The organism is Streptomyces sp. NPDC056347 (assembly GCF_042262625.1).
In the GTDB taxonomy this organism is placed as follows: Bacteria; Actinomycetota; Actinomycetes; order Streptomycetales; family Streptomycetaceae; genus Streptomyces.
On sequence record NZ_JBHJQP010000063.1, the window covers coordinates 1 to 23,054 of the forward strand.

20 protein-coding genes are annotated in these 23,054 nt (G+C 73.3%); 5 read left to right on the forward strand and 15 right to left on the reverse strand.

Annotated features, from left to right (window positions below; translation table 11 throughout):
- Positions 1-47 precede the first annotated feature (47 nt).
- The 9 genes from ACFCV8_RS16735 to ACFCV8_RS16775 form a co-directional block, all read right to left on the reverse strand.
- Positions 48-1,331: a zinc-ribbon domain-containing protein gene (locus ACFCV8_RS16735; RefSeq protein WP_376686083.1), complete on the reverse strand. Its 1,284-nt coding sequence runs from the start codon at positions 1,329-1,331 to the stop codon at positions 48-50.
- A gap of 4 nt (positions 1,332-1,335) precedes the next feature.
- Positions 1,336-1,899, reverse strand: coding sequence for a phage tail protein (locus tag ACFCV8_RS16740; RefSeq protein WP_376686084.1), 564 nt, complete (start codon positions 1,897-1,899; stop codon positions 1,336-1,338).
- Positions 1,896-3,857: a putative baseplate assembly protein gene (locus tag ACFCV8_RS16745; protein ID WP_376686085.1), complete on the reverse strand. Its 1,962-nt coding sequence runs from the start codon at positions 3,855-3,857 to the stop codon at positions 1,896-1,898. Before ACFCV8_RS16745 ends, ACFCV8_RS16740 begins: the two co-directional genes overlap by 4 nt.
- Positions 3,857-4,282 carry a GPW/gp25 family protein gene (locus tag ACFCV8_RS16750; RefSeq protein ID WP_376686086.1) on the reverse strand — a complete coding sequence of 142 codons (426 nt, stop codon included), beginning with the start codon at positions 4,280-4,282 and terminating at the stop codon, positions 3,857-3,859. The genes ACFCV8_RS16745 and ACFCV8_RS16750 overlap by 1 nt, the downstream gene beginning before the upstream one ends.
- A complete protein-coding gene (locus ACFCV8_RS16755; protein WP_376686087.1) occupies positions 4,279-4,596 on the reverse strand; it encodes a PAAR domain-containing protein in 318 nt (105 codons plus the stop codon). The genes ACFCV8_RS16750 and ACFCV8_RS16755 overlap by 4 nt, the downstream gene beginning before the upstream one ends.
- 76 nt (positions 4,597-4,672) lie before the next feature.
- Positions 4,673-6,439: a VgrG-related protein gene (locus tag ACFCV8_RS16760; protein ID WP_376686088.1), complete on the reverse strand. Its 1,767-nt coding sequence runs from the start codon at positions 6,437-6,439 to the stop codon at positions 4,673-4,675.
- On the reverse strand, positions 6,436-7,158 hold the full coding sequence (locus ACFCV8_RS16765; protein WP_376686089.1) for a peptidase M23: 723 nt from the start codon (positions 7,156-7,158) through the stop codon (positions 6,436-6,438). The genes ACFCV8_RS16760 and ACFCV8_RS16765 overlap by 4 nt, the downstream gene beginning before the upstream one ends.
- A 65-nt stretch (positions 7,159-7,223) precedes the next feature.
- Positions 7,224-7,649, reverse strand: a complete 426-nt coding sequence (locus ACFCV8_RS16770; protein WP_072486909.1) for a phage tail protein — start codon at positions 7,647-7,649, stop codon at positions 7,224-7,226.
- 61 nt (positions 7,650-7,710) lie between these two features.
- Positions 7,711-8,163: a hypothetical protein gene (locus ACFCV8_RS16775; RefSeq protein ID WP_376686090.1), complete on the reverse strand. Its 453-nt coding sequence runs from the start codon at positions 8,161-8,163 to the stop codon at positions 7,711-7,713.
- Between the two features lie 613 nt (positions 8,164-8,776).
- On the opposite strand from ACFCV8_RS16775, the gene ACFCV8_RS16780 reads away from it, so the two are divergent.
- Complete coding sequence (locus ACFCV8_RS16780) at positions 8,777-9,604, forward strand: hypothetical protein (protein WP_376686091.1); 828 nt, start codon at positions 8,777-8,779, stop codon at positions 9,602-9,604.
- 1,104 nt (positions 9,605-10,708) lie between these two features.
- Here the strand turns inward: ACFCV8_RS16780 and ACFCV8_RS16785 are convergent.
- From ACFCV8_RS16785 to ACFCV8_RS16805, 5 genes are all read right to left on the reverse strand, one after another.
- Positions 10,709-10,867 (reverse strand): DUF6760 family protein, encoded by a 159-nt coding sequence (locus ACFCV8_RS16785; protein WP_352276778.1) that lies wholly within the window; start codon positions 10,865-10,867, stop codon positions 10,709-10,711.
- A complete protein-coding gene (locus ACFCV8_RS16790) occupies positions 10,864-11,367 on the reverse strand; it encodes a hypothetical protein (protein ID WP_376686092.1) in 504 nt (167 codons plus the stop codon). Before ACFCV8_RS16790 ends, ACFCV8_RS16785 begins: the two co-directional genes overlap by 4 nt.
- The gene (locus ACFCV8_RS16795) at positions 11,364-11,804 is read right to left on the reverse strand and encodes a phage tail protein (protein WP_018553078.1); all 441 of its coding nucleotides are present in this window, start codon (positions 11,802-11,804) and stop codon (positions 11,364-11,366) included. Before ACFCV8_RS16795 ends, ACFCV8_RS16790 begins: the two co-directional genes overlap by 4 nt.
- A gap of 41 nt (positions 11,805-11,845) precedes the next feature.
- Positions 11,846-13,372: a phage tail sheath family protein gene (locus ACFCV8_RS16800; RefSeq protein ID WP_376686093.1), complete on the reverse strand. Its 1,527-nt coding sequence runs from the start codon at positions 13,370-13,372 to the stop codon at positions 11,846-11,848.
- A 648-nt stretch (positions 13,373-14,020) separates the two neighbouring features.
- Positions 14,021-15,322 (reverse strand): hydrolytic protein, encoded by a 1,302-nt coding sequence (locus ACFCV8_RS16805; RefSeq protein WP_376686094.1) that lies wholly within the window; start codon positions 15,320-15,322, stop codon positions 14,021-14,023.
- A gap of 206 nt (positions 15,323-15,528) precedes the next feature.
- Here ACFCV8_RS16805 and ACFCV8_RS16810 point away from each other — a divergent pair, with 206 nt between their 5' ends.
- The 4 genes from ACFCV8_RS16810 (at position 15,529) to ACFCV8_RS16825 (ending at position 22,462) form a co-directional block, all read left to right on the forward strand.
- Positions 15,529-16,257: a LuxR C-terminal-related transcriptional regulator gene (locus ACFCV8_RS16810; RefSeq protein ID WP_376686095.1), complete on the forward strand. Its 729-nt coding sequence runs from the start codon at positions 15,529-15,531 to the stop codon at positions 16,255-16,257.
- Between the two features lie 273 nt (positions 16,258-16,530).
- A complete protein-coding gene (locus tag ACFCV8_RS16815; RefSeq protein ID WP_376686096.1) occupies positions 16,531-19,629 on the forward strand; it encodes a hypothetical protein in 3,099 nt (1,032 codons plus the stop codon).
- Complete coding sequence (locus ACFCV8_RS16820; protein ID WP_376686097.1) at positions 19,626-20,330, forward strand: DUF4255 domain-containing protein; 705 nt, start codon at positions 19,626-19,628, stop codon at positions 20,328-20,330. The genes ACFCV8_RS16815 and ACFCV8_RS16820 overlap by 4 nt, the downstream gene beginning before the upstream one ends.
- Positions 20,327-22,462, forward strand: coding sequence for an ATP-binding protein (locus ACFCV8_RS16825; protein ID WP_376686098.1), 2,136 nt, complete (start codon positions 20,327-20,329; stop codon positions 22,460-22,462). Before ACFCV8_RS16820 ends, ACFCV8_RS16825 begins: the two co-directional genes overlap by 4 nt.
- Before the next feature lie 14 nt (positions 22,463-22,476).
- Here the strand turns inward: ACFCV8_RS16825 and ACFCV8_RS16830 are convergent, their stop codons facing one another.
- On the reverse strand, positions 22,477-22,974 hold the full coding sequence (locus tag ACFCV8_RS16830) for a carboxymuconolactone decarboxylase family protein (protein WP_376686099.1): 498 nt from the start codon (positions 22,972-22,974) through the stop codon (positions 22,477-22,479).
- Positions 22,975-23,054: the final 80 nt, after the last annotated feature.

Genomic DNA, 23,054 nt, shown 5'->3' on the forward strand with positions numbered 1-23,054 from the left:
GGCCGGGGCAGTTCGCCCCGGCCCGCCCGGTCCGTGTGCGTGCCGGTTCAGGCGCGCCGGTAGAACTCCACCTCGCCGACGGCGATCGGTCGTCCCTCGCCCTGGCCGGAGGCGGCCCTGGTCACCAGCTTGACGGAGACCGCGTCGCTGATGCGGGTCCGTTCGGTGAACTTGCCGGGCTTGTCGTTGAGCTTCAGCTTCACCGTCTCGGTGCCGCCGTCCTTCTTCGTGACGATCATCTCGATCTCGGTGGGCCTGCCCGTCTGCCGGAACTCCTCGGGCTTGGTGGACGACCCCGGGTAGATCACGACGCCGACCATGCGGAACGGCCGGTCGAAGGTGAAGGTGAGGGAGGCCCCCAGGTCGGGCGCCGCCCAGTACCTGTTGGTCAGGCTGTCGGTGACGGCCTTGGCCGGGTGGCCCGGGGTGTCGGCGCTCGCCGTGACCCCGCTGGGACCGATCTCCGCCGTCTTGCCGAGCTTGTCGCGTACGTCCTCGTAGGCGTACCGCCCCGCCGGTACGAGCAGGTAGCCCACGAACAGCAGGCCGACGACGGCCAGGGCCAGCACGGTGCGGCGCAGCGCCCGGCCCGATCCGCTCCTGACCCGGCGGCGGAACGGCCATACGGTCCGCCACCACGGCAGTGGCGCCGCCTCCTCCTTGGGCCGGAGGGGTGCGGCGCAGCGGCGGCAGAACCGGCGGCCCGGCAGGTTGGGCGTGCCGCAGGCCGGGCACGGCGGCCCGTCGGGCTCCTCCTCGGCCGCGACGGGGCGCACCACGGGCCGCCGGGTGACCGGTCTCGCGGGCTGCACCGCGCCCACGGGCTCGTCGGACCCGTCCGTTCGCGGGGCCGGGGGCTGCGGCTTCGCGGCAGCGGGCAGGGCCGGGCGCACCGCGGCGGGCGGGGCGGGTTCCGGGACCGGCTCAGGTTCCGGCGCCGGGTCCGGGTCCGGCGAAGACACCGGGGTCGGTGCCGGGGTCGGGGTCGTCACGGGGACCGGGGGCGGCGGTTCGGCCGGCTCGGGTGCACGGGTGCGCGCCGGTTCGACCGGGAGCGCGGGGACCGGGGTCGGCGGCTCGGGCGTGGGCTCGGGCGCCGTCCCGGAGGTCCGGCCGGCTGCCGGAGCGGTCGCCGGACCAGCGGCCGGTTCGGCCGCCGGGTCGCTGTCCGGAGCCGCGGGCCCGGTGGGCTCCGGGGCCGGGGCCGGGGCGGGGGCCGGGGCGGGGGTGCTGTCCGGCTGCCGGGAGGACCAGCCCAGGTAGGAACCGCAGTTCCCGCAGAATTCGTCGTCCTCGCGGTTGGCCGCACCGCACGCCGGACACGAGCGCATCGCGTCAGCCTCCTGTCTCGTCCGGTGGACCGGGCAGAATCTCCACCCGGTGCGTGAGGTGTACGGGGCAGGACGCGGCGACGACGTCCCGGACCCGGTTCGCGTCCACGGGCCGGCCGTCCGGCGCCCATACCCGTACCAGCAGTTCTCCGGTGGGTGCCGGAGGCAGCGCGGTGCCCGGTGCGTTCGACCAGGCGGCGCCACCACCGTCCCGGATGTCGGCCTCGACGCCGAAGCAGAGCCGGAGGTGTTCGAGCAGGCCCCGGCGGGTGCCGCGCCACCGGTGCAGTTCGACGGCGCGGGCGATCAGGGCCCGGCGCAGCTCCTGCGGCCAGGCCGGGTCGATGTCGGCCGCCACCCAGGACGACAGCCAGGACAGGAAGTCGGCCGGCGTGAGCGACGGGTCGAAGTAGGCGGGGAGGTTGTCCAGGGTGGACAGGACCGGCGCCAGCACGGTGTCGAGGCCCGCCGTGAACCGTTGCGCCAGGTCGTCGTCCGCGTACAGGGCGGGCAGCAGTCCGCCGATCGGATAGCGGCTGGGGAGTCCGGGTACCGCGGCTCGGGTCATACGCCGTCACCGGCCCCGCTCGTGGTGACCTCCACCTGGTGCTGGTGGGAGAAGACCAGGGCCCCGGGCGCGACGTCGATCCGCTGCACCGCCGCCCCCCGCCTGCCGGTGATCGGGTCCGCGGGGAACATGCGCACCTCCTCCACCAGGGCGACGCCGGGCACGTTCTGGAGCACCGCGAAGATCTCGCCGTACTGCACGGGCCTGCCGAAGGGCCATCCGGCTCCGTCGGCTCCGCCGCGCAGCGGGTCGATGTGGCGGAACAGCGCGGCGACCGCCTCGGCCCGGACCCGGTCCGCGTCACCGCCGGTGGTCACCAGCCGGGCGACCACGGTGACGCCCTGGTAGGCAGGGGGCTCCACCACCAGACGGGTGCCGACCAGGCGCCGTTCGTCGAGCCGTTCGGTGACCGCGGCGAGCACGGCGTCGGACGGGATCAGCTGCTCGAACCGGAGCTGCCCGCCCCGGTCGGGCACCGCGTCGGGCACCACCAGGACGCGTACCGCCCCGGCCTCGCCCGCGACGGCGGGCAGGCACCGCACCCGGCGCAGGGAGGGCGCGGCCTCGCGGGCGACGGACTCGTAGTCCCCGGCCGTGACCGCGCGTTCCTGGACCCGCAGGATGTTGGGGGCCCGGGTCTTCGCGTTCTCCACGGTCTCCCCGTCGACGCCGCCCCGGGCGGCCTCGCGGTTCTCCACCCCTGCCACGTACGGCACGGAGCTGCGCAGCACGCTGATGGCGCCGCGCGCGACGTTGCCGGCCGAGCCGCCGCCCGTACGGTAGCGGGGCACCCGCAGCTGTGCGCCCTTCTCGGGCACCGCCCCGTAGGAGCGCATCGTGCCGTCCGGTTCACGCACCTCCGGCGGGAAGGCGAACTCGCCGGACACGGCGTCGATCCGCACGTGCCGGTCGTCGGGCGCGGAGGTGCCGAAGTGCTCCACCGCGGTCCAGACCTCCCAGCCCTCCGCGGTGGACACCTGGACGACCGGGGGCTCCCCGTCCATCAGCAGCGGCGCGCGGCTCACCGTGAACCGCTGCCCGGCGACGCCCTCGGAGGTGCCGAGCGGGACGTCGAGGACGGTCTCGGCGTGTTCGACGTCCATGGTGCCGCCGACGGTGAAGACCTCCGCCTCGCGGATCGTCGGCGACTCGGAGTAGAACGGCTGGCCCGGCTCCGGCGCGGTGACCCGGCAGCGCAGCCATCCGGCCCGTACGCCCGCGGTGACCGAAGCGGTGTGCCCGGCCGGGACGAACACGATGACCTCGCCGGGCCGGTTGAGCCCGCCGGTGCTGTCGGTGCCGGTCTGGCAGACCACCCAGCGGGCCCCGTCCCACGCCTCCCACACCAGCGGCGGCTGGCGGGGGTCGACGCCCACGCCCTCCACCCGGCTGTCCAGCCGTACGGCGACGATGCACCGGGGCACGGCGGTGGGCAGCCCGAAGAGCAGGGCGTCACCGGGCTCCGGCCTGGGCTGGAAGCACGGGATGTCCTTGCCCGCGCCGAGCGGTGCGGTGCGGTCCGTCTGGTCTCCGGAGACGGGGGCGGTGACGAGCCTGACCAGCGAACTCGGCACGATGGCCAGTTCGCCGGCGGTGGAGAAGACCACGGACTCCTCGGTCTCGCCCCGGGCGGTGGCGACCTCGGTGCCCGCCGGGAGGCGCACGGTCTCCGGCTGCGGCGCGGAGAGCCAGAAGTCGACCTCGGCCCGCGCCACCGTGGGCGGGAAGAGGGTGATGCCGAGCAGGTCGAGGAAGGCCGCGTAGTTCTTGTCCGGTACCCGGTTCAGCCGGTAGAGCAGCTGGTCGACCATGTACGCGAAGGTCTCGATGAGGGTGACCCCGGGGTCGGACACGTTGTGATCGGTCCACTCCGGGGAGCGCTGCTGGACGTACCGCTTGGCCTCGTCGACCAGTTGCTGGAAGCGCCGGTCGTCCAGGTTGGGTGAGGGCAGGGCCATCAGCGTGCTCCCGCTTCGTCGGATCCCTCGGAGGACGGGATGGTGTAGAAGGGGAAGACGAGGTTGCGCAGGTCGTTGGTGGCCCGCACGGTGTAGTGCACGTCGATGTACAGGGTGCCCTCCTCGATGGCGTCGAACGCGATCACCACGTCGGTCACCTCGATGCGCGGCTCCCACCGCTCCAGCGAGGTGCGGACCTCGTGGGCGATGCGCCCGGCGGTGGCGCCGTCGCCGGGGGCGAAGACGTACTCGTGGATGCCGCAGCCGAACTCCGGGCGCATCGGCCGTTCGCCGGGGGCGGTGCCGAGGATCAGGCCGATCGCCTCCTCGATCTCGCGGTCCCGTTCCACCATGCCGATGCCGCCCGTGGCACCGACCCGCAGCGGGAAGCCCCAGCCGCGTCCGATGAATCCGCCGCCGCTCACATCGGGCCCCCGATCAGGACGTTCAGCGCGCCGCTGATGATGGGGGCGCCGCAGCTGGTGTTGTCCCGCATCCGGGCGGCGGGCAGTCCGCCGATCAGGACCTGTCCGCCGAGCGCGGCAGCCGGGTTGGGCATGATCATGTTGCCCGGTCCGAGTGCGGCGTGCGGGGGGACGACGCACACGTGCAGGCTCCCGGTGACGGCCGCGGGCCGCCCGCCGATCAGCACGGTGGCGACGGCCACCGCGCCCGGGGGCGGGGTGCCGATGACGCCGCCGTGGGCGGTGCTGTCGCCCGTGCGGGCTGCGGGGGGCATGGTCGGTTTTCTCCTCGCCGGTGAAAGGGACTCGCGGAACCGCCGAGTTGACGGCACCTCGGGTAGTGATGGTTGATCAGTTGATTCTGATGAGCTTCGCCTTGAGCACGCCGAGCAGTCCACCGTCGATGGTGACACCGGTCTTGCCGGTGACGTTCACCGAGCGGCCCTTGATGTCCACGTTTCCCGTTCCCGCGTCCAGGGTGATGCCGGACGAGGAGAGGGTCACGGAGCTGAGTGCCCGGCTGCCGCCGCGGGCGTACACGGTCAGGGTGATCTCGCCCTTGCGTTCGTCCAGCCGGACGTCGAGCCGTTTGTCTCCGGTGGCGATGCGGACGCCGGAGGGGCCGCGCGGCGCGTCCAGCAGCTCCAGCCGGTTGCCCGAACGGGACACCAGGGAGCGGCGGTTGACCTTTCCGCTGGTCGCGTCGACCAGCGGAACGTCGTGCGGGGACGGCTTGTCGACCCCGTTGTAGAGGCCGCCGATCACGTACGGACTGTCCAGCAGGCCCTGCTCGAACCCGACCAGTACCTCGTCGTTGACCTCGGGGCTGAACACTCCGCCGCCGCCCTGGCCGCCCCACTGCACGGTGCGGACCCAGTCGGTGACGTAGGTGTCGTCGAGCCAGGGGAACTTCAGCTTGACCCAGCCGCGTTCGGTCCTGCCCTCGCGGATGTCGGTGACCACGCCGATCGCCAGGCCCGGCATCCGCGGGCCGCGCGCGGGCGCGTTCGCGCCGCCGGCCAGTCCGGCCAGCGAACGGTCGGGGGCCGCGCTGACCAGGACGGTGGTCCGGTAGCCGCCGTTGGGTTCGAGCACGTGGTGCACGGCGGTCGCGGTGTAGCGTCCGGAGAACGCGGGGCCGACGTTTCCGAGGGCGACCGGTTCACCCGCCCGCAGATGGGGGTTGCCCTCGGCCACGGCTTCGATCTCCCCGAAGCCGGAGCTCACCGAGGCGGCCACCGACCCGGCCACCGCCGTGGCCTCGGCCTGGGTGCGGTACGGGGTGTCGGTGACCGTCATCCGGGCGCCCTTCCCGAACGCCCCGGCCACCGCCGACGGGCTCATCCCCGGGGTCACCGTCTCGCTGCGCACGGACTGCTCGCGGGCCACCAGCCGGGTCTTGGTGTCGACGTTCCAGCCGCGCACCTCCACACTGTCCGCCCCGTCCGCCCCGGTCAGCACCGCGCGCAGGGCGAGCAGATTGCGCCCGTACTCCAGGACCATCGGGTGGCGGCTCGCCGGGGTGGTCGGCGCGGGGGCGGAGGAGGCCGGTTTCGGCTTCACGAACTGGAGCATCCCCTGCTCGTCCACCCGCACCTGCGCTCCGCTCTCCCCCGCGAGGTACTGGAGGAACTCCCAGTCCGAGACGTTGGGCTGGGTGAGCTGCTTGTACGTGATCGGCGCGGCCTCGATCCTCCCGCAGGCCAGCCCGGCGTCCGCCGCGACCTTGCGGACGATGTCGGCGGTCTTCATGTTGCGGAAGGCCGCCACCTTCCGCCCGCGCTGGAGCCGGTGCGCCTTGGAGAAGGCCCGGATCACCGTGAACGATCCGGTGGTGTCGCTGTCCAGCTCGATCGCCGTGACCTCGCCGGTGAACAGCCGTTCGCGCCCCCGTTCCTGCACGGTGACCACGGAGATCTTCAACGGGTTGCCGATGGTGACACCGGTGGCGGTGAGCAGTTTGTGGTCGGGGTCGCGGTACATCAGCACGGCGGTGTCCGGCAGGCCGACGTTCTCGTCCACCACGCAGCTCACCAGCTGGGCGGCCCAGGCCGCCGGCAGTTCGGCGGGGACCTCGACGATGGGGTCGGCGGCGAAGGAACGTCCGGGGGCGGTCATCGGCCGGCCTCCCGGACATGGTCCTCCAGCCCGGGCACGAGCAGGTCCGTGCCGGGGATCAACTGCATCGGGTCGTCCACGTCGTTGGCCTCCGCGATGGTGCGCCACGCGGTGGCGTCGCCGTACTCCCGCCAGGCGAGCAACGGCAGGCTGTCCCCGGCGACGACCCGGTGGGTACGCCGCGCCTCCCGCGAGCCGGAGGTGGGGTTCTGGCCCGCCGGATCGACGCTCGCCTCCTCGATGGAAAGGGAACAGGTGGCGCGCAGCGGCTTCCCGTCGACGTCGAACAGGGTGTACGAGACCGAGAAGTTGGAGAGCACGCCGTCGAAGGAGGTGGACTTCGAGGTGCCCCAGTCGAAGCGGACCCAGGGGCTGGCGGGCGTCTTGTTGGCCAGGCTGCGCGGGGTGGGCACACAGGCCAGCATCATCTGCTCCACGGCCTTCTCGACCGAGTTGTCGTGGGTGGCGGTGGAGTCCAGGAAGACCTCCAGGGACAGGGTCCGGGGGCCGCTGCCCACGAACTCGGGCAGCGCGGACTGCCCGGCCGTCCGGGACGGGGTGCGCCGCCACTCGGTGCTCTTGCTCAGCGACAGCGTCGCGGGGTTGAACTGCAGGGTGATCCGGGCGAGGTTCGCGCCCGGTTTCACGCCGACGGTCGGCGGCGGTTCCATGATGGTCAGCTGGGCGCGAGCACGGCTCGCTCGGACAGCGGGTGACATTGTGCCCCTCCTCCCTGTTCTCTTCGGTGTCTACTTCTCGTGCGGTCCGGCGACATGACGTTTCATCAGGACGGCTCCAGGCCTTCGTGCGCGATCTCCAGCGTCTCGATCGCGGCCTGGGAGTTGGCGGGGTCGAAGGACGGCCCCTGCCAGCGGACCGGCACGATTCCGTGCACCTGCCAGCTGATGATGCGGCTGAGGTCCGGGCGGAGCGCGACGATCTCGCCGTCCTTGGGCTCGACCCGCTGGATCGTCTCGTTGAGCCAGCGCGCGATCTTGAGCGTGTCGGCGGTGACGGGGCGGGTCAGAGTGATGTTGGTCCAGGTGATCCGGCCCGGCAGTTGCCAGGTGAAACCGTTGTTGCCGCCCTCGGCGTACTGCTCCATCTCCACCTCGGCGCCCAGTCCCGAGCAGGTGTGGAACGCTCCCAGGTCGCTGCCCCCGATGACGAGCTTGAAGAACACGCTCGTCGCGAAGATGTTGTCCGTCATGTGCTTCTCTTCTTCCGGCTTCTTCCAAGTTCCTTGCTGCTTCCGCCCGTTCAACGGCCGGTCAGCGACGTCCGTCGTACAGCCGCCCGGTGCGTTCGCGGCCTCTGCGCAGGTCCGCGCGGATCAGCCGGCTCACCGGGTCGATCAGCCGACGGGCCAGTTCCTCGATGTCCGCCCCGGTGATCCGATGGGTCTCCGGGGCGTCCGCGGCGCCGGCCCGGGCGGGTGCCGCCGGCCCCGGGCGCCCCGGCGCCGGGGCGGGCTTCGCCTGGACCGCCCGGACCGGAACACCGGTGATCCCGGCGTCGGCCGCCGCGCGCTGGAGCACATCGGCGTGGTGCGCGGAGGTACCCGGGCGCGGCGCCGGGGCGGGCGGGGCTGAGGCCGGTGGGCGCTGCGGGATGCGTACCGAGAGGGCCGGCGGCCCCGGATGCGCGGAGCCGGGGCCGACGTCCGGCCCGGTGGGCGCGGCAGTGGCGGACTCGGGCACGACCGGCAGCGGTGCGCGCTGCACGGGGGTGACGGGCGCCCCCGGCCCGTGGGACGCGGGCGGATGCGGACGTACCACCGGGACGGCCGGCCGGGACGGTACGGAGGGGGCCGTCGCCCGGACCGGGGAAGCCGGACGCGCCACCGTGGGCGGCGGGGCCGGTCGGGCCGCGGCCGGCCGGGCCTGCGGGCGGGCACCGGCGGCTGCGGGATCGGAGGCCGCCCCACCCCCGCGTACCGAACGCTGTACGAGCCGCAGCAGGGAGCCGCCGCGCTCCCCCCGGCCGGCCCGCGCGCGCGGCCCCGGACCGGAGCCCGGCGCCGGAGCGGCACTCGGACCGTCACCCGCCGGAGCGGAACGCGGCCCGGGGGCCGCGGCGGCGTCGGGGGTGGACGCGGGAGCGGGTGTGCGTACGACGGTATCGTCGGAGGCCGTTGTCCTCGGTGCCGGTCCCGGGGCGGTCGCGGGCGGGCGGTTCGGGCCGGGGTTGCCAGTCCCCCGCGGCGGGGCGGCGGGGACCTGCTGGGGCGTGTCGCGGCGCCAGGTGGCCGGCACGACCGGAGGACGGGCCGTGCCCCGCGCCGCCGGACCGGAGAAGCCCTCCCCGGAGCCGGTGTTCACCTTCAGGGTGCGGCCCGTGAGCAGGGGGCGTGACCGCTGGACGGCGGGCAGTGTCGGCATGGCGCGGGTGGCCGTTCCGGATACCCGTCCCGGTGCGCGGTCCGGGGTGATCCGGCGGATGCGTACCGGCTGCACGGGGACGGGGGCGGTGGGGGCCGGCTTCGAGGGCTTGGTGTTCCGGGGTCCGGCGGTGTCCGGGGGCGTGGCGCCGGTCGGCGTCGCGCTCCTGGAGGTGCTGCTCGCGGGGGTGCTGCCCGCGGGCGTGGCGTTCAGGGGCGTGGCGTTCGTGGCGGCGCTGTTCGCCGTCCGCTGGACCGGTGCGGCGCCCGGGGTCGCGGTGCCGGGGCCCCCGGGTGCGGCGGAGGCGCGCAGCGGCAGGCCGGCGGACGCGTTCGGGGACTTCTGCGTCGGTCCGGTCGGGGTGACGGAGGGCAGCGGCGTCCCGGGCCCCTGCCCCTGTGCGATCTCCGGCTGCGGGCCCGCGGCTCCTGACCGGGTCCGGCCGCGGCCGCCGAGCAGCGGTGCGTCGTTGCCGAGCCGGGCGGTCGACGGGAGCGACGGGAGCGGGGTGCCGATCCCGCCACGGGCGCGGGCCTGCGCAGCGGACCCGCCGGGCCGCGCCGGCTGCGCGGACCGGGACACCGGGTTCGGCCCATCCACGTGCGAGGCTCCCGCTCCGGGGGCCGACGATGACCGGGGGGCCGAAGGCCCCTCCGCCGTCCTGCCCGCCGGGCCCTGCGGAGGCAGGGGCGAGGACGGAGACGACTGCGCGCGGGTGGCCGCGGAGGCGGGCGAGGGCGCGGGCGAGGTGGTCCCCGCCGAGGCCGTGGCGTCCGCTGCCTGACGCTGGACCACGGGCAGGCCCGCTCCCGGCTGCCCTTGCGGGACGGGTGCCGCGGGCGCGCTGCGCGGGGCCGGGGCCGCGGGTACCGCCCCTGTGGGCATTTCCCGCAGGGGGCGGCCCAGTGCTGGACGCACCGTCTCGACGGAGGTGCGATCAGCCGCGGGGCGGTCGGCCGTCGGTGCGGCGTCCGGTGCGGTCCCGGGGCCCTCCGGGCGCACGGCCGGGTCCGGCTGCGCCGTACGGGGGCGCGCCGCTCGCGGTGCGGCCTGTGCTTCCGCTGCCGTGGGCGTCACGGGGGTGGTGACGGTGGCCGGTGCGATCCCGGCGATCCGCCGCAGCGGCATCGCGGGGCGCCGGGCGACGATCAGGGGCGGCGCGGTCCGCTGCGGGCGTACCGCCGCGGACCGGGTCCGCGGGGCCCGGGCAGGACTCGGTGCGGGATCCGCCGGACGCTGCGGAGAAGCCGAGGCCGACGGCGCCGCCGGGTCGACGGCCGGCGTCCCGGATGCGGCCGGGGCCGTCCCCGTACGCCTCTCCGGGGCCGGTTCCGGCGCGGCCGGGCTGCCGGGGCTCCGGCCCGGTGCCCCGCCGGCCCGCTGGACGGTGGCAGGGGCAGGCTTCCCGGTCACCCTGCCCCTGCCGGTCGCATGGCCCGCCGGAGCAGACGCCGGACGGGCACCACCGGTGTCCGGTTCCGCCTCTGCGGGTTGGGCAGCGCGCAGCAGCAGCGGCCCGCCCGGGGCCTCGGAGCGCGCGGCGCCCGGACGGGCGACACCGTGGATGAGTCCCACCGGCGCGGACGGGAGTACGGCATGGCCGAGTTCGCTGCCGAAGCCGAGGTCCTGCCAGGAGGCGAGGCCGTCCCGGAACCGCAGTCCGTCGCTGACCCCGATCGACGACCGGGCGACGGTGACCGCCACCGGGGCCACCCGCCGCCAGCCGCCGTCCCAGTCACCGGCCGTACGTGCGGCCGCGCCGTCCTCCCGGCCCGGCTCCGGGTCCGGCGCCGGCTCCGGGGCGTGCCCGGTGCCGGCACCGTCCCGCAGCGGCGCCGCGGACCGCTCCCGGTCCGTCCTGCGGAACCAGCTTCCGAACCCCACACGATCACCCGCCTTCGTTGACGCGGGTGTTGATCCGCGCTATCTCCCGCACCCATTCCTGACGCTCGCCGTGGGTGAGGTCGAGAATGTCCTCTCGCTGCCAGTGGAAGTGGTAGGCGATGTACGCGATCTCCTCCCGCAGGCGGGGAAGGGCGTACGTCACGATTCCCCCAGGCGCCCACCCGAGAGGTCCACCTCGAACGACCCCTGACACAGCGGACAGGTCACCGCCGCGTGGGTGTGGCCCTCGCTGTTGATCCGGCGGTAGAAGTCCTGGAGGAACGCCACGTCCGTGGCGTACATCCGCTCGACGACCCCGGCGTGCACATCGGTGATGGTGCCGAGCCGGGTGATCACCTGGCTCAGCAGCACCACGCTCAGATACGCCGGGTTCTCCTTCACCCGCAGGTCGATCTGCGGGCGCAGTTCGTCGCGGGCCGTCGCCAGCCGCATCGAGCCCGTCCGGTGGACCTGCCCGTCGTCGTCGACGTAACCGCGCGGGAGCTCGAACTCGAACTCCGTACGCAGATCGGGCTGCTGGTTCCGGGCGGCGGGAGGCGCGGGCGCCTGGGCCTGCGCCTCCTCCCGTGCGGCGGACGTGGCCGAGGCGAGGTTGTCGAGGACTTCGTCGAGCCCGCCCGACGTAACGGTCCGGCGCCTCATTCGACCACGATCTCCTCGAAGGTGATGGTCACCGACTCGGTGGCGGCGCTGGACTCACCGGCCTTCAGGGAGGGCCCTTCCCACTTGCTGGCCCAGCCCTGCATCAGCTGGATGCGCCGGACCGTGTCACCCTTGGAGTCCTTGATCTCGATGGTGAGGTTCTGGCGCGCGGTGTCGACCGCTCCGTTGTTGAGCGTTTCCTTGATCCACTTGGTGAACTCGCTGCTCTTGTCGAGCCCGCGGGTGATGGTCACCTCGCCCGCCTGGCGCGCGCCGGGCTGCTTGCGGATGATCTGCTTGCCCTCGGCGGTCACCTGACGGACCTCGACGACTTCCTCCTCGACCGTCAGGCCGCTGATCTCCTGGATCGACTCGACGAGATAGCCGCCGAGTTGCACGCCGAAGACGTGAGTGGAAAGAGCATCGCCCTCTGCCATGACTCTGTGTCACCTGTTCCGTTCTTGCGGACCCTGCCGGGTCACTCGTTGACGAGGCTGGTGCTGTCGGAGAACTGCGCGAGGCGGAAGACCACGAACTCCGCGGGCTTCACCGGGGCGACGCCGATCTCGCAGACGACCTGACCGAGGTCGATCGACTCCTGCGGGTTGTTGTCACGGTCGCACTTGACGTAGAACGCCTCCTCGGCCGTGCGGCCGAAGAGGGCGCCCCGGCGCCACTCCTCGGTGAGGAACGCGGTGACATTGCGCCGGATGCTCGACCACAGGCGGTCGTCGTTCGGCTCGAACACCACCCACTGGGTGCCCAGGAGGATCGACTCCTCCAGGTAGTTGAAGAGGCGGCGCACGTTGAGGTAGCGCCAGGCCGGGTCGGAGGAGAGGGTGCGCGCGCCCCAGATCCGGATGCCGCGCCCGGGGAAGGCGCGTACGCAGTTGACGCCGATCGGGTTGAGCAGGTCCTGCTCGCCCTTGCTGAGGCGGACCTCCAGGTCCAGCGCGCCGCGGATGACCTCGTTGGCGGGGGCCTTGTGCACACCGCGCTCGCCGTCGCTGCGCGCCCAGACACCGGCGACGTGACCGCTCGGCGGGACCAGGGTGTTCTGGCCGGTCGCCGGGTCGAAGACCTTGAGCCACGGGTAGTACACGGTCGCGTAGCGCGAGTCGTATCCGGCGTCGTCGTTGCGCCAGGTTCGCACGCGCTGGGCGTTCATGCCGGGCGGGGTGTCCAGGACGGCGACCCGGTCGCCCATCTGCTCGCAGTGCGAGATCACGGCCAGTTGTACGGCCTTGACGCCGTCGGCGTCGATGTCCCCGCGCTGGTAGGCGCTCATCAGGTCCGGGACGGCGACCATGGTGATCTCGTCGATCGCCTCGAGACCGGCGAAACCGGTACGGGCGGTGGCGTCGCCGACGTACTCGGCCGGGTCGATCCGGGCGACTCCGGCGCCGGGGGCGGCGGCCGGGGCGAGGGCGAGGGTCTGGTTCTCCGGGCGGGCCGGGGTCGCGCCGGGCGCCTCGGTGACCTGGATGAACTTGGACTGGCGGGTCTGGGTGACCAGGTAGCCCTTGACGTTCTTGCGGCTGGAGACGTCGAAGGTCTCCACCACCTTGCCGGCCTGCCGCACCAGCAGCCGGAACCGGTCCTCCGGGGAGTTCTCGCCCTCGGCGTCGGCCACCTCGACGGAGAGCTCCCCGCTCACGCCGGGCCGGGCGGAGACCTGGAAGCCCCCGAGTGCCGCGGAAGCGACCGCCGCGGCCGCCCCGGCCTGGCCGGAGCCCTCCGCGGGGCCGCCGATGCGCACGATGTACGCCGCGCCGCCGCCGTTGGCGAAGTAGCCGTAGACCGCGGGCGTCAGATACGTGTCCGGGGTGAAAGTACCGAAGGTCTGGACGTACTGGTCCCAGTTCGTCACCAGCGTCGGCTGGTGGAAGGGTCCGGACTCCGCGAAACCGACGAAGGCTGCGACCGCGGTGCCGACTCCCTCGATGGGCCGTGCTCCGGACTGCACCTCCTCCACGTATACACCGGGGGTGAGGTACGACGGCATGCTCGCTCCTTCGCGTGGTCGTTCGTTCGTCGCCGAGTCTTCCCCGGCGGCCGTGGCGGACAGTAGGTCCCAAGGTCCTGGGCACGGGGCAAGAACACTGCCTTCCCGGGCACCCGTGCGGCGGGAATTGCTTCCCCTCACGGACCGGCAGTGGCGTGCGCCACGTTTCTCGCGCCGGCCGCATGACGGCAAGGTGTACAACTCGTTTCGGCAAGAATTCCACTGCTTCCACCGGCGTGTTGCGCGGCGGAATTACCCTTACCCTGCTAGGGCGAATGGCGTCGCACATGCCCCCTGCCGGGCATTCCCGGAGGCGCCCGACGAGCCCCGCGGCAACCCCGCATCGAGCTTTGCCAGGCGTAAACCAGCCAGAATCGAGAACAGGCCGCAACCCCCGACCGACCGTTCGGAAACCCGCTCCCCAAAGGGGAGTTGACCTTTCGCCGGGCCCTTCCGGCGTTCCCGGAAGGGCCGCGGACCGAAAATCCCGCGCCATCCCGGCGCAAAGGAGCAACCGAAAGGTCCAGACCCTTCATCTGTACAGGCGAAAGAAACTGCCACATGCCCGGCAAGGCGGGTTTCACTCGACGGGGGTATCTGCTGTTCTCATCCTTCGCGGGGGAAGCCGGGGACCCGGCGCTTTTGTTTCTACCGGGCGAGATCTCGCAGCTCACCGCTGACGTTGAGCACCTGGTGGCATTCGGAGGCCTGGGTTCCGGTCGCTGGTGTGCCGGGCTTGGCACAGGTCACGGAAGCGGTGACGGTCTCGTTCTCCTGGATCTCGATGGGGGTGACCCAGTGGTAGTCCTGGTTGCGGAAGGTCTCCAGGGCGATGGTGGTGATCTTCCGCGCGCCGAAGGAGATCGTCAGCACCCCTTCGTCGCCCTGGAAGTTGGCCACGACGATGTCGGTGATCCCGAAGACCTTGCCCTTCTCGACGCGGTACGCCTTGTCCTTCTTGGCCCCGGGAGCGGTCTGCACGTCGATCGTCGCCGAGCTCTGCGTGGAGCCCCCGTCCCCGCCGCCCGATCCGGAGCCGCCCGAACCACCGGAACCACCGGACGTGTTGGGCTTGCCCTTGCCGTCCCCCTGGCCCTTGCCGTCCCCCTGGTCGCCCGCGCCGCCCGCCGAGCTGTCCTGCTTGCCGTCGGGGTTCTTCTCCTGCGCGGCCTTGGCCACCGCCTCCTTCGCGCTGCTGTTGATCGCGGGGCGGATCAGTGCGAACCAGGCCAGCAGCAGCGCGAGCAGCGCGGCCAGGACGATCAGCAGCCACCGGGGCAGTACGGGCAGTTGCGCGAACTCACCGGGCACCGTCCCGGTGCGGCCGGGCTCCTCCGTACCTTCCTCGGTGCCCTCGGCGGCCCGGACCTCGAACGGCCAGGCGACCGGCTTGCCGAACCAGATCAGCTTCCGGGTCCTGACCCTCAGCCCCACCTCGGCGGACTCGCCCGGTTCCAGGCGGCGTCGGGCCGGAGTGAAGGCGAGCCGGAGCTCCTCACCGTCCTGTTTTCCGGTGAACCCCAGGTCGACCGGGGTGTTGCCCCGGTTCTGCACCGCGGTCCGGAAGCGGGCACCGAGCCAGCCGGAGCGCCTGCGCGGGTCCAGGTCCGCCCGCAGCTCGTGGAAGGGCTCGACGATCACCGTGGCCTCGGGAACGGCCACCGACTCGGGGTGCTCCGCGGGCAGAACCCGTACACCCAGAGGGATTTCACCGGCGCGGACCTCGAAGGACCGGGGCGGCGCGAGCCGCACGGTCACCACCTCGGAGGTTCCGGGGTAGAGCGACACTCTCGCCGGCTCGACAGTGCTCCACGCGGCACAGTCGCCGACCACTTCGAGGGTGTACGCCTCAACGATGTCCCCGTCGTTGCGCACGGTCAGTGTGGTCGTCGCTTCGGCGCCGGGCGACACCGTCACCGTGGGCGTTTCGAGTTCGGCAGATGTGGTCACGATGCGACGTTAGGCCGAGACCGGGGCCCGGCAGCAGAGACGCGAGGGCAACGATCGGGCAGGGGTGGTGCCCCGCGGGCCCACCGGTCCGGTGTCCCGGCGGCCCTCCCGCGGGCCCGTTCACCCTGCCGGGGACCGGTGCGGCCGAGCGCGGCAACGGGGGTATCGAACGGGAAGCTTCTGAGAAGGACAGGCACGCAAACGAAATGACGATCACAGCAGAATCGATGAACGGGTCGGCGGACCGCAGCCGGTACCGCAGGCCCACCGCGTCGGAACGCCTCGCGGCGGCCGGCACCAACAGACTTCCGGGGGACAGGGTCTCCGTCGCCGTGTACGCGGAGGACCTGATCCTGCGGACCGGTGTGGTTCATCAACTACGCCCGCGTCCGGACATAGAGCTGGTGGACGAGGCCGAGGCGGACCGCGCCCAGGTCTCGCTGGTGGTGGTGGACATGGTGGACGAACGCACCATCCAGCTGCTCCAGCGCCTCCAGCGCAACACCGCGACCCGTACCGGGCTCGTCGTCGGGTTCTTCGAGTCGGGCGCGCTCCAGACCATGATCGAGTGCGGGGTCGCGGCCGTGCTGCGGCGCGCCGAGGCCAACCAGGACAGTCTGGCGCACCTGGTCACGGCGATGGCTAACGGTGAGGGAGTACTGCCCGGTGACCTGCTCGGCAAGCTCCTCGACCATGTCAGCAGCCTCCAGCGCACCGTCCTCGACCCCCGCGGGCTCTCCTTGTCCACGCTCACGACCCGGGAGGCGGAGATGATCAGGCTCGTGTCGGAGGGCTACGGCACCGCCGAGATCGCGCAGAAGACCTCGTACTCCGAACGCACCGTCAAGAACGTGCTGCACGAGGTGGTGACCCGGCTCGAACTGCGCAACCGGGCCCACGCCGTCGGCTACACCATGCGCCACGGGCTGATCTGAGCCCCGCCGCGGGCCCCCGCGCGGCCGGCCGGTCCGGGCCGCACCGCGCGGGGGTCCGCCGGTCCGTACGGTCCCGGGCCGGTGGGGTGGACGGCGGGGCGCCGCAAAGGGCAACCGTCGCTTCCCCCGGTCCGGGTACTCCGGACCTGTCCCCCGCCCGGCGCAGCCGCGATGCTGGACTTGGAGAGTCATCGACAGACTGTGAGGTGGGCCGTGACCGGCACTGCTGGCCCTGCGAGGCATACCAGGCTGGGCCGACTGGTGGGCGCCGTGATGCTGTTGGCACCGCTGCTGGTGGCGGGATCCGCGTCCGCCCCGCAGGGTGCGCCACGGCTGGCCGCGGCGGCGGACGAGACCCCGGCCGACGCCGGGCGCATCACCTACGCCGGGACCGAGCACCGCAGCATCGGCCGGGTGACCGGCACGACCAGCTCCGACCCGCTGTTCGGGGACGGACCGGCCCACTACGACCAGGACCCGTTCGTACGCGGCGACCGGATGGTCTTCACCAGCCTGCGCGACAGTGTGCGCCCCCAGGTGTACGTGCGCGAGGCGGACGGCACGGTACGCAAGCTCACCGGCGAGCGGGACGCCGCCCACCCCGAACTCTCCCCGGACGGACAGCTGGTGGTGTTCGACTCCGCGGAGCGGGGGGCGGACGGCCTGGTCCAGCGCGACCTGTGGGTCGTCGGCGTCGACGGCACCGGTCTGCGGCGGCTGACGGACACCCGCAACAACGAGACCTCCCCCACCTTCTCCCCGGACGGCAAACGCGTCGCGTTCTCCTGCGACTCCGGCCCCGAAGGCGCCGGGCTCATCTACGAACAGGCCGTGTCCGGTGGGGCGGCGAGGGTCGTCAGCAACGCGACCGGCAGCGCGACCGAACCCGCGTGGAACCCGGTGGACGACGACGCCCACCGCGACCAGATCGCGTACACCCTCAACCCCTCCGCGAAGGAGGACGATCCGAGGCTGTGGGTGACCGAGGGACGCCCCGGCACCGACCGCGCGCTGCTGGGCGGCGGGCTGGCGACCTGGCGCACCCGCTCGGCCGCCTGGCTGTCGGACGGATCGGGTCTGCTCTACCTCGGCCGCGACTGCACGTGCCAGTACGAACGTGTCTACCGGGGAATCGCCTTCGACGGGGCCGTACCGAGGACCGAACTGGACGAGAACCGCAAGGTCGACTCCCCCACCTGGACGGGCCCGTTGGACGGCGGGACCGCCATCGTCTCCCGTCAGACGTCGCGCAGGCCGGGCAACGACAACGAGGACAAGACGGTTGTCGCGACGCTCCAGGACGTCCGGCAGGACGGCTCGGACCCCCGGGACCTCGGGATCACCGTCCTGCACGAGGATCCCCAGGCCACCGAGACGAGCGACAAGGACCTGCTGTTCGATCCGAACGACGGGTACGACCCGTGGACCGAGCGGCAGAGCTACACCCCGGACGGCCGGCGCATCGTCATGACCCGCTTCGAGACCCTGGACGGGATCCGCTCCGAACGGATCTGGCTGGCCGACGCCGACGGCGGCAACCCTGCGGTGATGCCGCTCGACGGGCGCAACCCCGGTGACTGGGACACCGACCCCGCGTTCTCGCCGGACGGCACCAAGCTGGCGTTCACCAGGACCTCACCCGGCGGGGCCGGCGACAAGGCGGGGCCGAGCAGCATCCTCGTCGCGGACGTCGCGACGGGCGCGATCATCGGCAAGGTCGTGCCCCCGGCCGGGGAGTTGACGGGGCAGGACGCGCAGCCCGCCTGGTCGCCGGACGGCACCACCCTCGCCTTCACCCGCAACCATGTGATCCGGGGCCTGGGCGGCATCAAGCACATCTGGACCGCGCCGGTGGCCCATCTCGACCAGCAGCACGACCTCAGCGCCACGATCTGTCCCGGTGAGTGCAAGAAGATCGACGACAGCCCCGCCTTCTCCCCCGACGGCACCAGCATCGCCTTCAACCGCAAGGACGGCGGCAACGACCAGAACAGCGGGCGCGGCGGCATCCTGATCACCTCGCTCAACGGTGGCGAGTGCCGGGTGGCGCTCCCGGCCGGCCCGGGCGGCGACCCGGCCGCCTGCGGCCAGGACCTTCCGGACACCCCGCCGGGCGGCCCTTTCCAGCCCCGTGACGTGGCCTGGTCGCCGGACGGCGGGCGGCTGGTGCTGAGTTCGCGCCGCGGTTCCGCGGCGAACTCCCCGGAGCAGCTGTCCGTGCTGGACCTGGCCTCCGGAACCCTGACCCCGTTCGGTGAGCGGCTCGCCGGGCGGCAGAAGGAGCCCGCCTTCCAGCAGTCGGTCGACCTGTCCCTGACCGCTCCGCCCACCGCTCCCGCGGTGGAGGTCGGCGCCACCGGGGAGGTGACGGTCACGGTCACCGACCGGGGTCCCGCCGCCTCGCCCGGCACCGTGCTCACCCTCGACGCCCCGCCCGGAGTGCGTCTGGAGGAGCTCACCACCCCGGTCGGGTCCTGCGCCGCCGGCTCGCCCCAGTGCGATCTGGGAGTCCTCCGGCCGGGCCAGAGCGTGACGGTGACCGCCCGGCTGACCGGGGTGACCACGGGTGACCAGCGGATCGGCTGGTCGGTCGCCGGGTCCGTGGTGGACCCGAACCCCACGGACAACGCCACCGGGACGACCGTTCCGGTCAAGGACGCCCCCGCGCCCACTCCGTCCCCGACGCCCACCACGCCCAGGCCGCCGGCCCCCGAGCCGCCCGCGCCGAAGGCCGGACCGGGCGTCACGGTGAAGGCGCAGCCCAGCCCCGGCTACGTCGGCGGCCGCGTCGTGGTGACGTACACCGTCCGCAACGGCAGGAACGCGCTGGCCACCGGGTTGCGGCTGAAGCTCGGGCTCCCGGCCGGCATCCCGGCGGGCCCGCTTCCGTCGGGCTGCGGGCAGGGCTCGTGCGCGCTGCCCGACCTGGCTCCGGGCGCCTCCACGGTCGTCCGGGTCGTCCTCGAACCCGACCGGGCACTGACCGCGACCATCACCGCGACGCTCACCACCACCGGCACCGACGCCGACAGGGGCGACAACGTGTCCCGGAGGAAGCTGCGCATCCTCCAGCCCCGGATCATCACGGTGCCCGAGGTCGGCAAGCCGGGATTCGTCACCTCCGTGCGGGGCAAGGACTTCCCGCCCGGCGCCCCGGTGAAGCTGACGTGGAAGCCCGGGATCACGGCGGCGGCGGTGCCCACGGTCCCGCGTCGGGACGGTACGTTCATCGCGCAGTTGCTGATCCTGGCGAAGGACGAGACGGGGCCGCGCACCATCACCGCCACCGGGCCCGGGTTCAAGGCGGCCCCGGTGGACTTCCTGGTGGTCAGCGGGACCATGGTCCCGCCGGACGAGGTGGGACGCCGATGATCCACGAAGTCGACGAGGGGCTGCGGCTGCTGCTGATCGACGCCGGGCTCCAGGAGAGCGGGGTCGACCTGGTCTTCGACGCTCCGACGAAGGAGTGGTCGGCCCGGCGCAACGCGCCCACGATCAGCGTCTTCCTGCACCGCATCCGGGAGGACGCCACCCGGCGCCGCACCGGTACGGCCGAGGAGCACGACGAGCAGGGCATGGTCATCGGCTGGCGGACCCCGCCGCGGTGGTTCGAACTGACCTATCTGGTGACCGCCTGGACCAACCATCCGCAGGACGAGCACCGCCTGCTGTCCGAGGTGTTGCGCTGCCTCGTACGGTCCGACGTGCTGCCCGACCGGATGCGTACGGGAAGCCTCGCCGAGCTGGGGCTGGCCGTCGAGATCGAGGCGGCGGGCCCGGGCATCGACGGGCCGTCGGCCTCGGACGTGTGGTCCGCGCTCGGCGGTGAGCTCAAGGCCGCGATCGATCTGCGGGTGTGGGCACCGCTGGCCGGTGAGCGGACGGAGTCCGGGCCTCCGGTCACCGAGGGGCTGGTGGTGCGGACCGCCGCCGCCCGGGACGGCGAGGAGGCGGGCCCGGGACGCCGGCTGCGCTACGACGGCGCGTCCGACCCCGGTGCGCGGGGCTTCGCGGCCGAGCGCGAGCGGCAGCTGCCGCCGGGCCGGCGCCGTCGCGGGGGCGCCGCCCGATGACCACGGCACGCGGTACGCGCAACGACCGGGAGGCTGCCGCCGCCCCGGCCGCGGCCGTCGCGGACCTCTGGGAGCAGCTGGTCCACGTCGAGCGGCGGGTCAGGGACGCAGTGGCGGTGCGGCGCGGAGCCGACCCGCAGCCGGACGACCCGTTCCGGGGGCAGTACCTCACCCCCGAGGCGGCGGCACGGATCGTGGAGTCCAGGGACGCGTTCACCCCGGTCCCCGCGTACGGCTCCGGGCCGGGCCCGCAGTCCCCGCCCGGCAGCCGGCTCCGGCGGCTCGCCGAGGACTTCGGGCTGCTGCCGATCGACGTCGAGCTGCTCCTCGTCGCGACGGCCCCGGACATCGACAGCCGGTTCGAGCGGCTGTACGGGTATCTCAACGACGACCTCACCCGGCGCCGGCCCACCATCGGTCTGGCGCTGGAACTGTGCGGGCTGCCCGCCGCGAGCGGCGGCCGGTTCCGGTTCGCGCCGTCCGCGCCGCTGGTGGCGGGCGGGCTGGTGGAGGTGACGGAGCCGGAGCGGCCGCTGCTCTCCCGGGTGCTGCGGGTGCCGGACAGGGTCACCGCCCATCTGCTCGGCGACGACGTGGTCGACGGGAGGCTGCGCGGGACCGTCCGGGCGGCCGGGCCCGGCGTGGCGGCCGAGGACGGTCCGCTGGTCCGGCGGGTCGCGGCGGCGCTGGGCACCGGGAGCGGGCTGGTGCATCTGCTCGACCGGGGCGGTGATCCGGGCGGGCTGGCGGTCGGTGCGCTGCTCGCCGCGGGGCGCCGTCCGCTGGTCGTGGACATCGCGGCCCTCACCGCCCTGTCCGAGCCGGAGGAGATTCTCCGGATCCTGGCGGCCGAGGCCCGGCTGAGCGGTGGCGGGGTCGTCCTCGGGCCGCTGGAGGCGCTGGCCCCGGAACGGCCCGAGCGGGGCCGGCTGCTCGGGAGCCTGTGCGCGGAGGCCGGCGGGGTGCCGCTGGCCGTGTACGGGAAGAAGCACTGGGATCCGCTGTGGGCCGGGGAGAGCCCGGTCGTCGTCCCCGTACCGTCCCCCGGTCCGCAGGAGTCGGCGCGCAGATGGCACCGGGCGCTGACCGAGGCGGGCGCGGCGGTCGGGCTGCCCTTCGGGGGCGGACCGGACGACGAAGAACTCGTCGGGGCCACCGCCTCCTACGGGCTCGACTCCATGCAGGTACGCAGGGCCTCCGTGGTCGCCTCCCGGCTGGCGGCGGCGGAGAACCGGCCGCTGGAGACGCGGGACCTGCGGGCGGCGGTCCGGGCGCAGAACGGGGCGGGGCTCGAACGGCTCGCCCGGCGCATCGAGCCGACGGTCGGCTGGGACGATCTCGTCCTGCCCCCGACGACCCGGCGCGAGCTGTCCGAACTCGCCCTGCGCGCCCGCCACCGGGACCGGGTCCTCGGGGAGTGGCGGATGCGGCCGGGCGGTGGCCGGGGGCGCGGGATCATCGCGTTGTTCGCGGGCGAGTCCGGCACCGGCAAGACCATGTCCGCCGAGGTGCTGGCTTCGGAGCTCGGTATGGAGCTCTATGTGATCGACCTGTCCACGGTGGTCGACAAGTACATCGGCGAGACCGAGAAGAACCTCGAAAGGATCTTCGTCGAGGCGTCCGACGTCAACGGCATCCTGTTGTTCGACGAGGCGGACGCCATCTTCGGCAAGCGCTCGCAGGTGAAGGACGCGCACGACCGGCACGCCAATGTGGAGTCCGCCTATCTGCTGCAGCGGATGGAGTCCTTCGACGGGATCGCGGTGCTGACCACCAATCTGCGGGGCAATCTCGACGAGGCGTTCACCCGCCGCCTCGACGTGATCGCGGAGTTCCCGGTTCCGGATGCCGCGCAGCGGCTCGCCCTGTGGGACCGCTGCCTGGGGACGGCGATCCCCCGCGGGACCGGGCTCGACCTGGAGTTCTGTGCGGAGCGTTTCCAGCTGGCGGGCGGGTCGATCCGGGCCTGCGCGGTGACCGCCGCCTATCTGGCGGCGGAGTCGGGGCAGCCGCTGGGCATGGAGCAGATCGTCGCGGCGGTGCTCCAGGAGTACCGCAAGCTCGGGCGGCTGGTCCGGGACAGCGAGTTCGGCCCTTGGCTGGACCGGGCCCGGCCGGGCGACGGTGTGTAGGCCGCCCGGCCGGATCAGGCCGGGGTCCCGGTCCCGGGGGCCCTGCGCACCGGGTGCTTGCTGAGGATGGACACGCGGTTGAAGGCGTTGATCGTGATCGCCACCCAGATGACCGCGGAGAGCTCCGTGTCGTCGAACACCTCGCGGGCCGCGCCGTAGGCCCTCTCCTGCGCGTCCGCGTCCGCGGGGTGGGTGGTGGCCTCCGCCAGGGCGAGGGCGGCGCGTTCCCGTGCCGTGAACACCTCGGTGTCCCGCCAGGCGGCCAGGACCCCGAGGCGCTGGGTGGACTCCCCCGCGCGCAGGGCCGCCCGGGTGTGGACGTCCAGGCAGTAGGCGCAGCCGTTGAGCTGCGAGACGCGGAGGTTGACGAGCTCCACCAGCACCCGGTCCAGGCCCGCGTCGGCGGCACCCGCGCGCACGGCCTCGGATGTCTGGACCAGGGCGTGGTACGCCTTGGGGGACTGCTTGTCGACGTAGACCCGCCGACGGTCCTGGGGTGTGGTGGCGCTCACTCGGGTCTCCTTCTGGCCGGGGCGGCCCGTGGCGCGCTTGCCGTGCGCCCCGGACCGTGGTCTCCTATGATCCAGACATG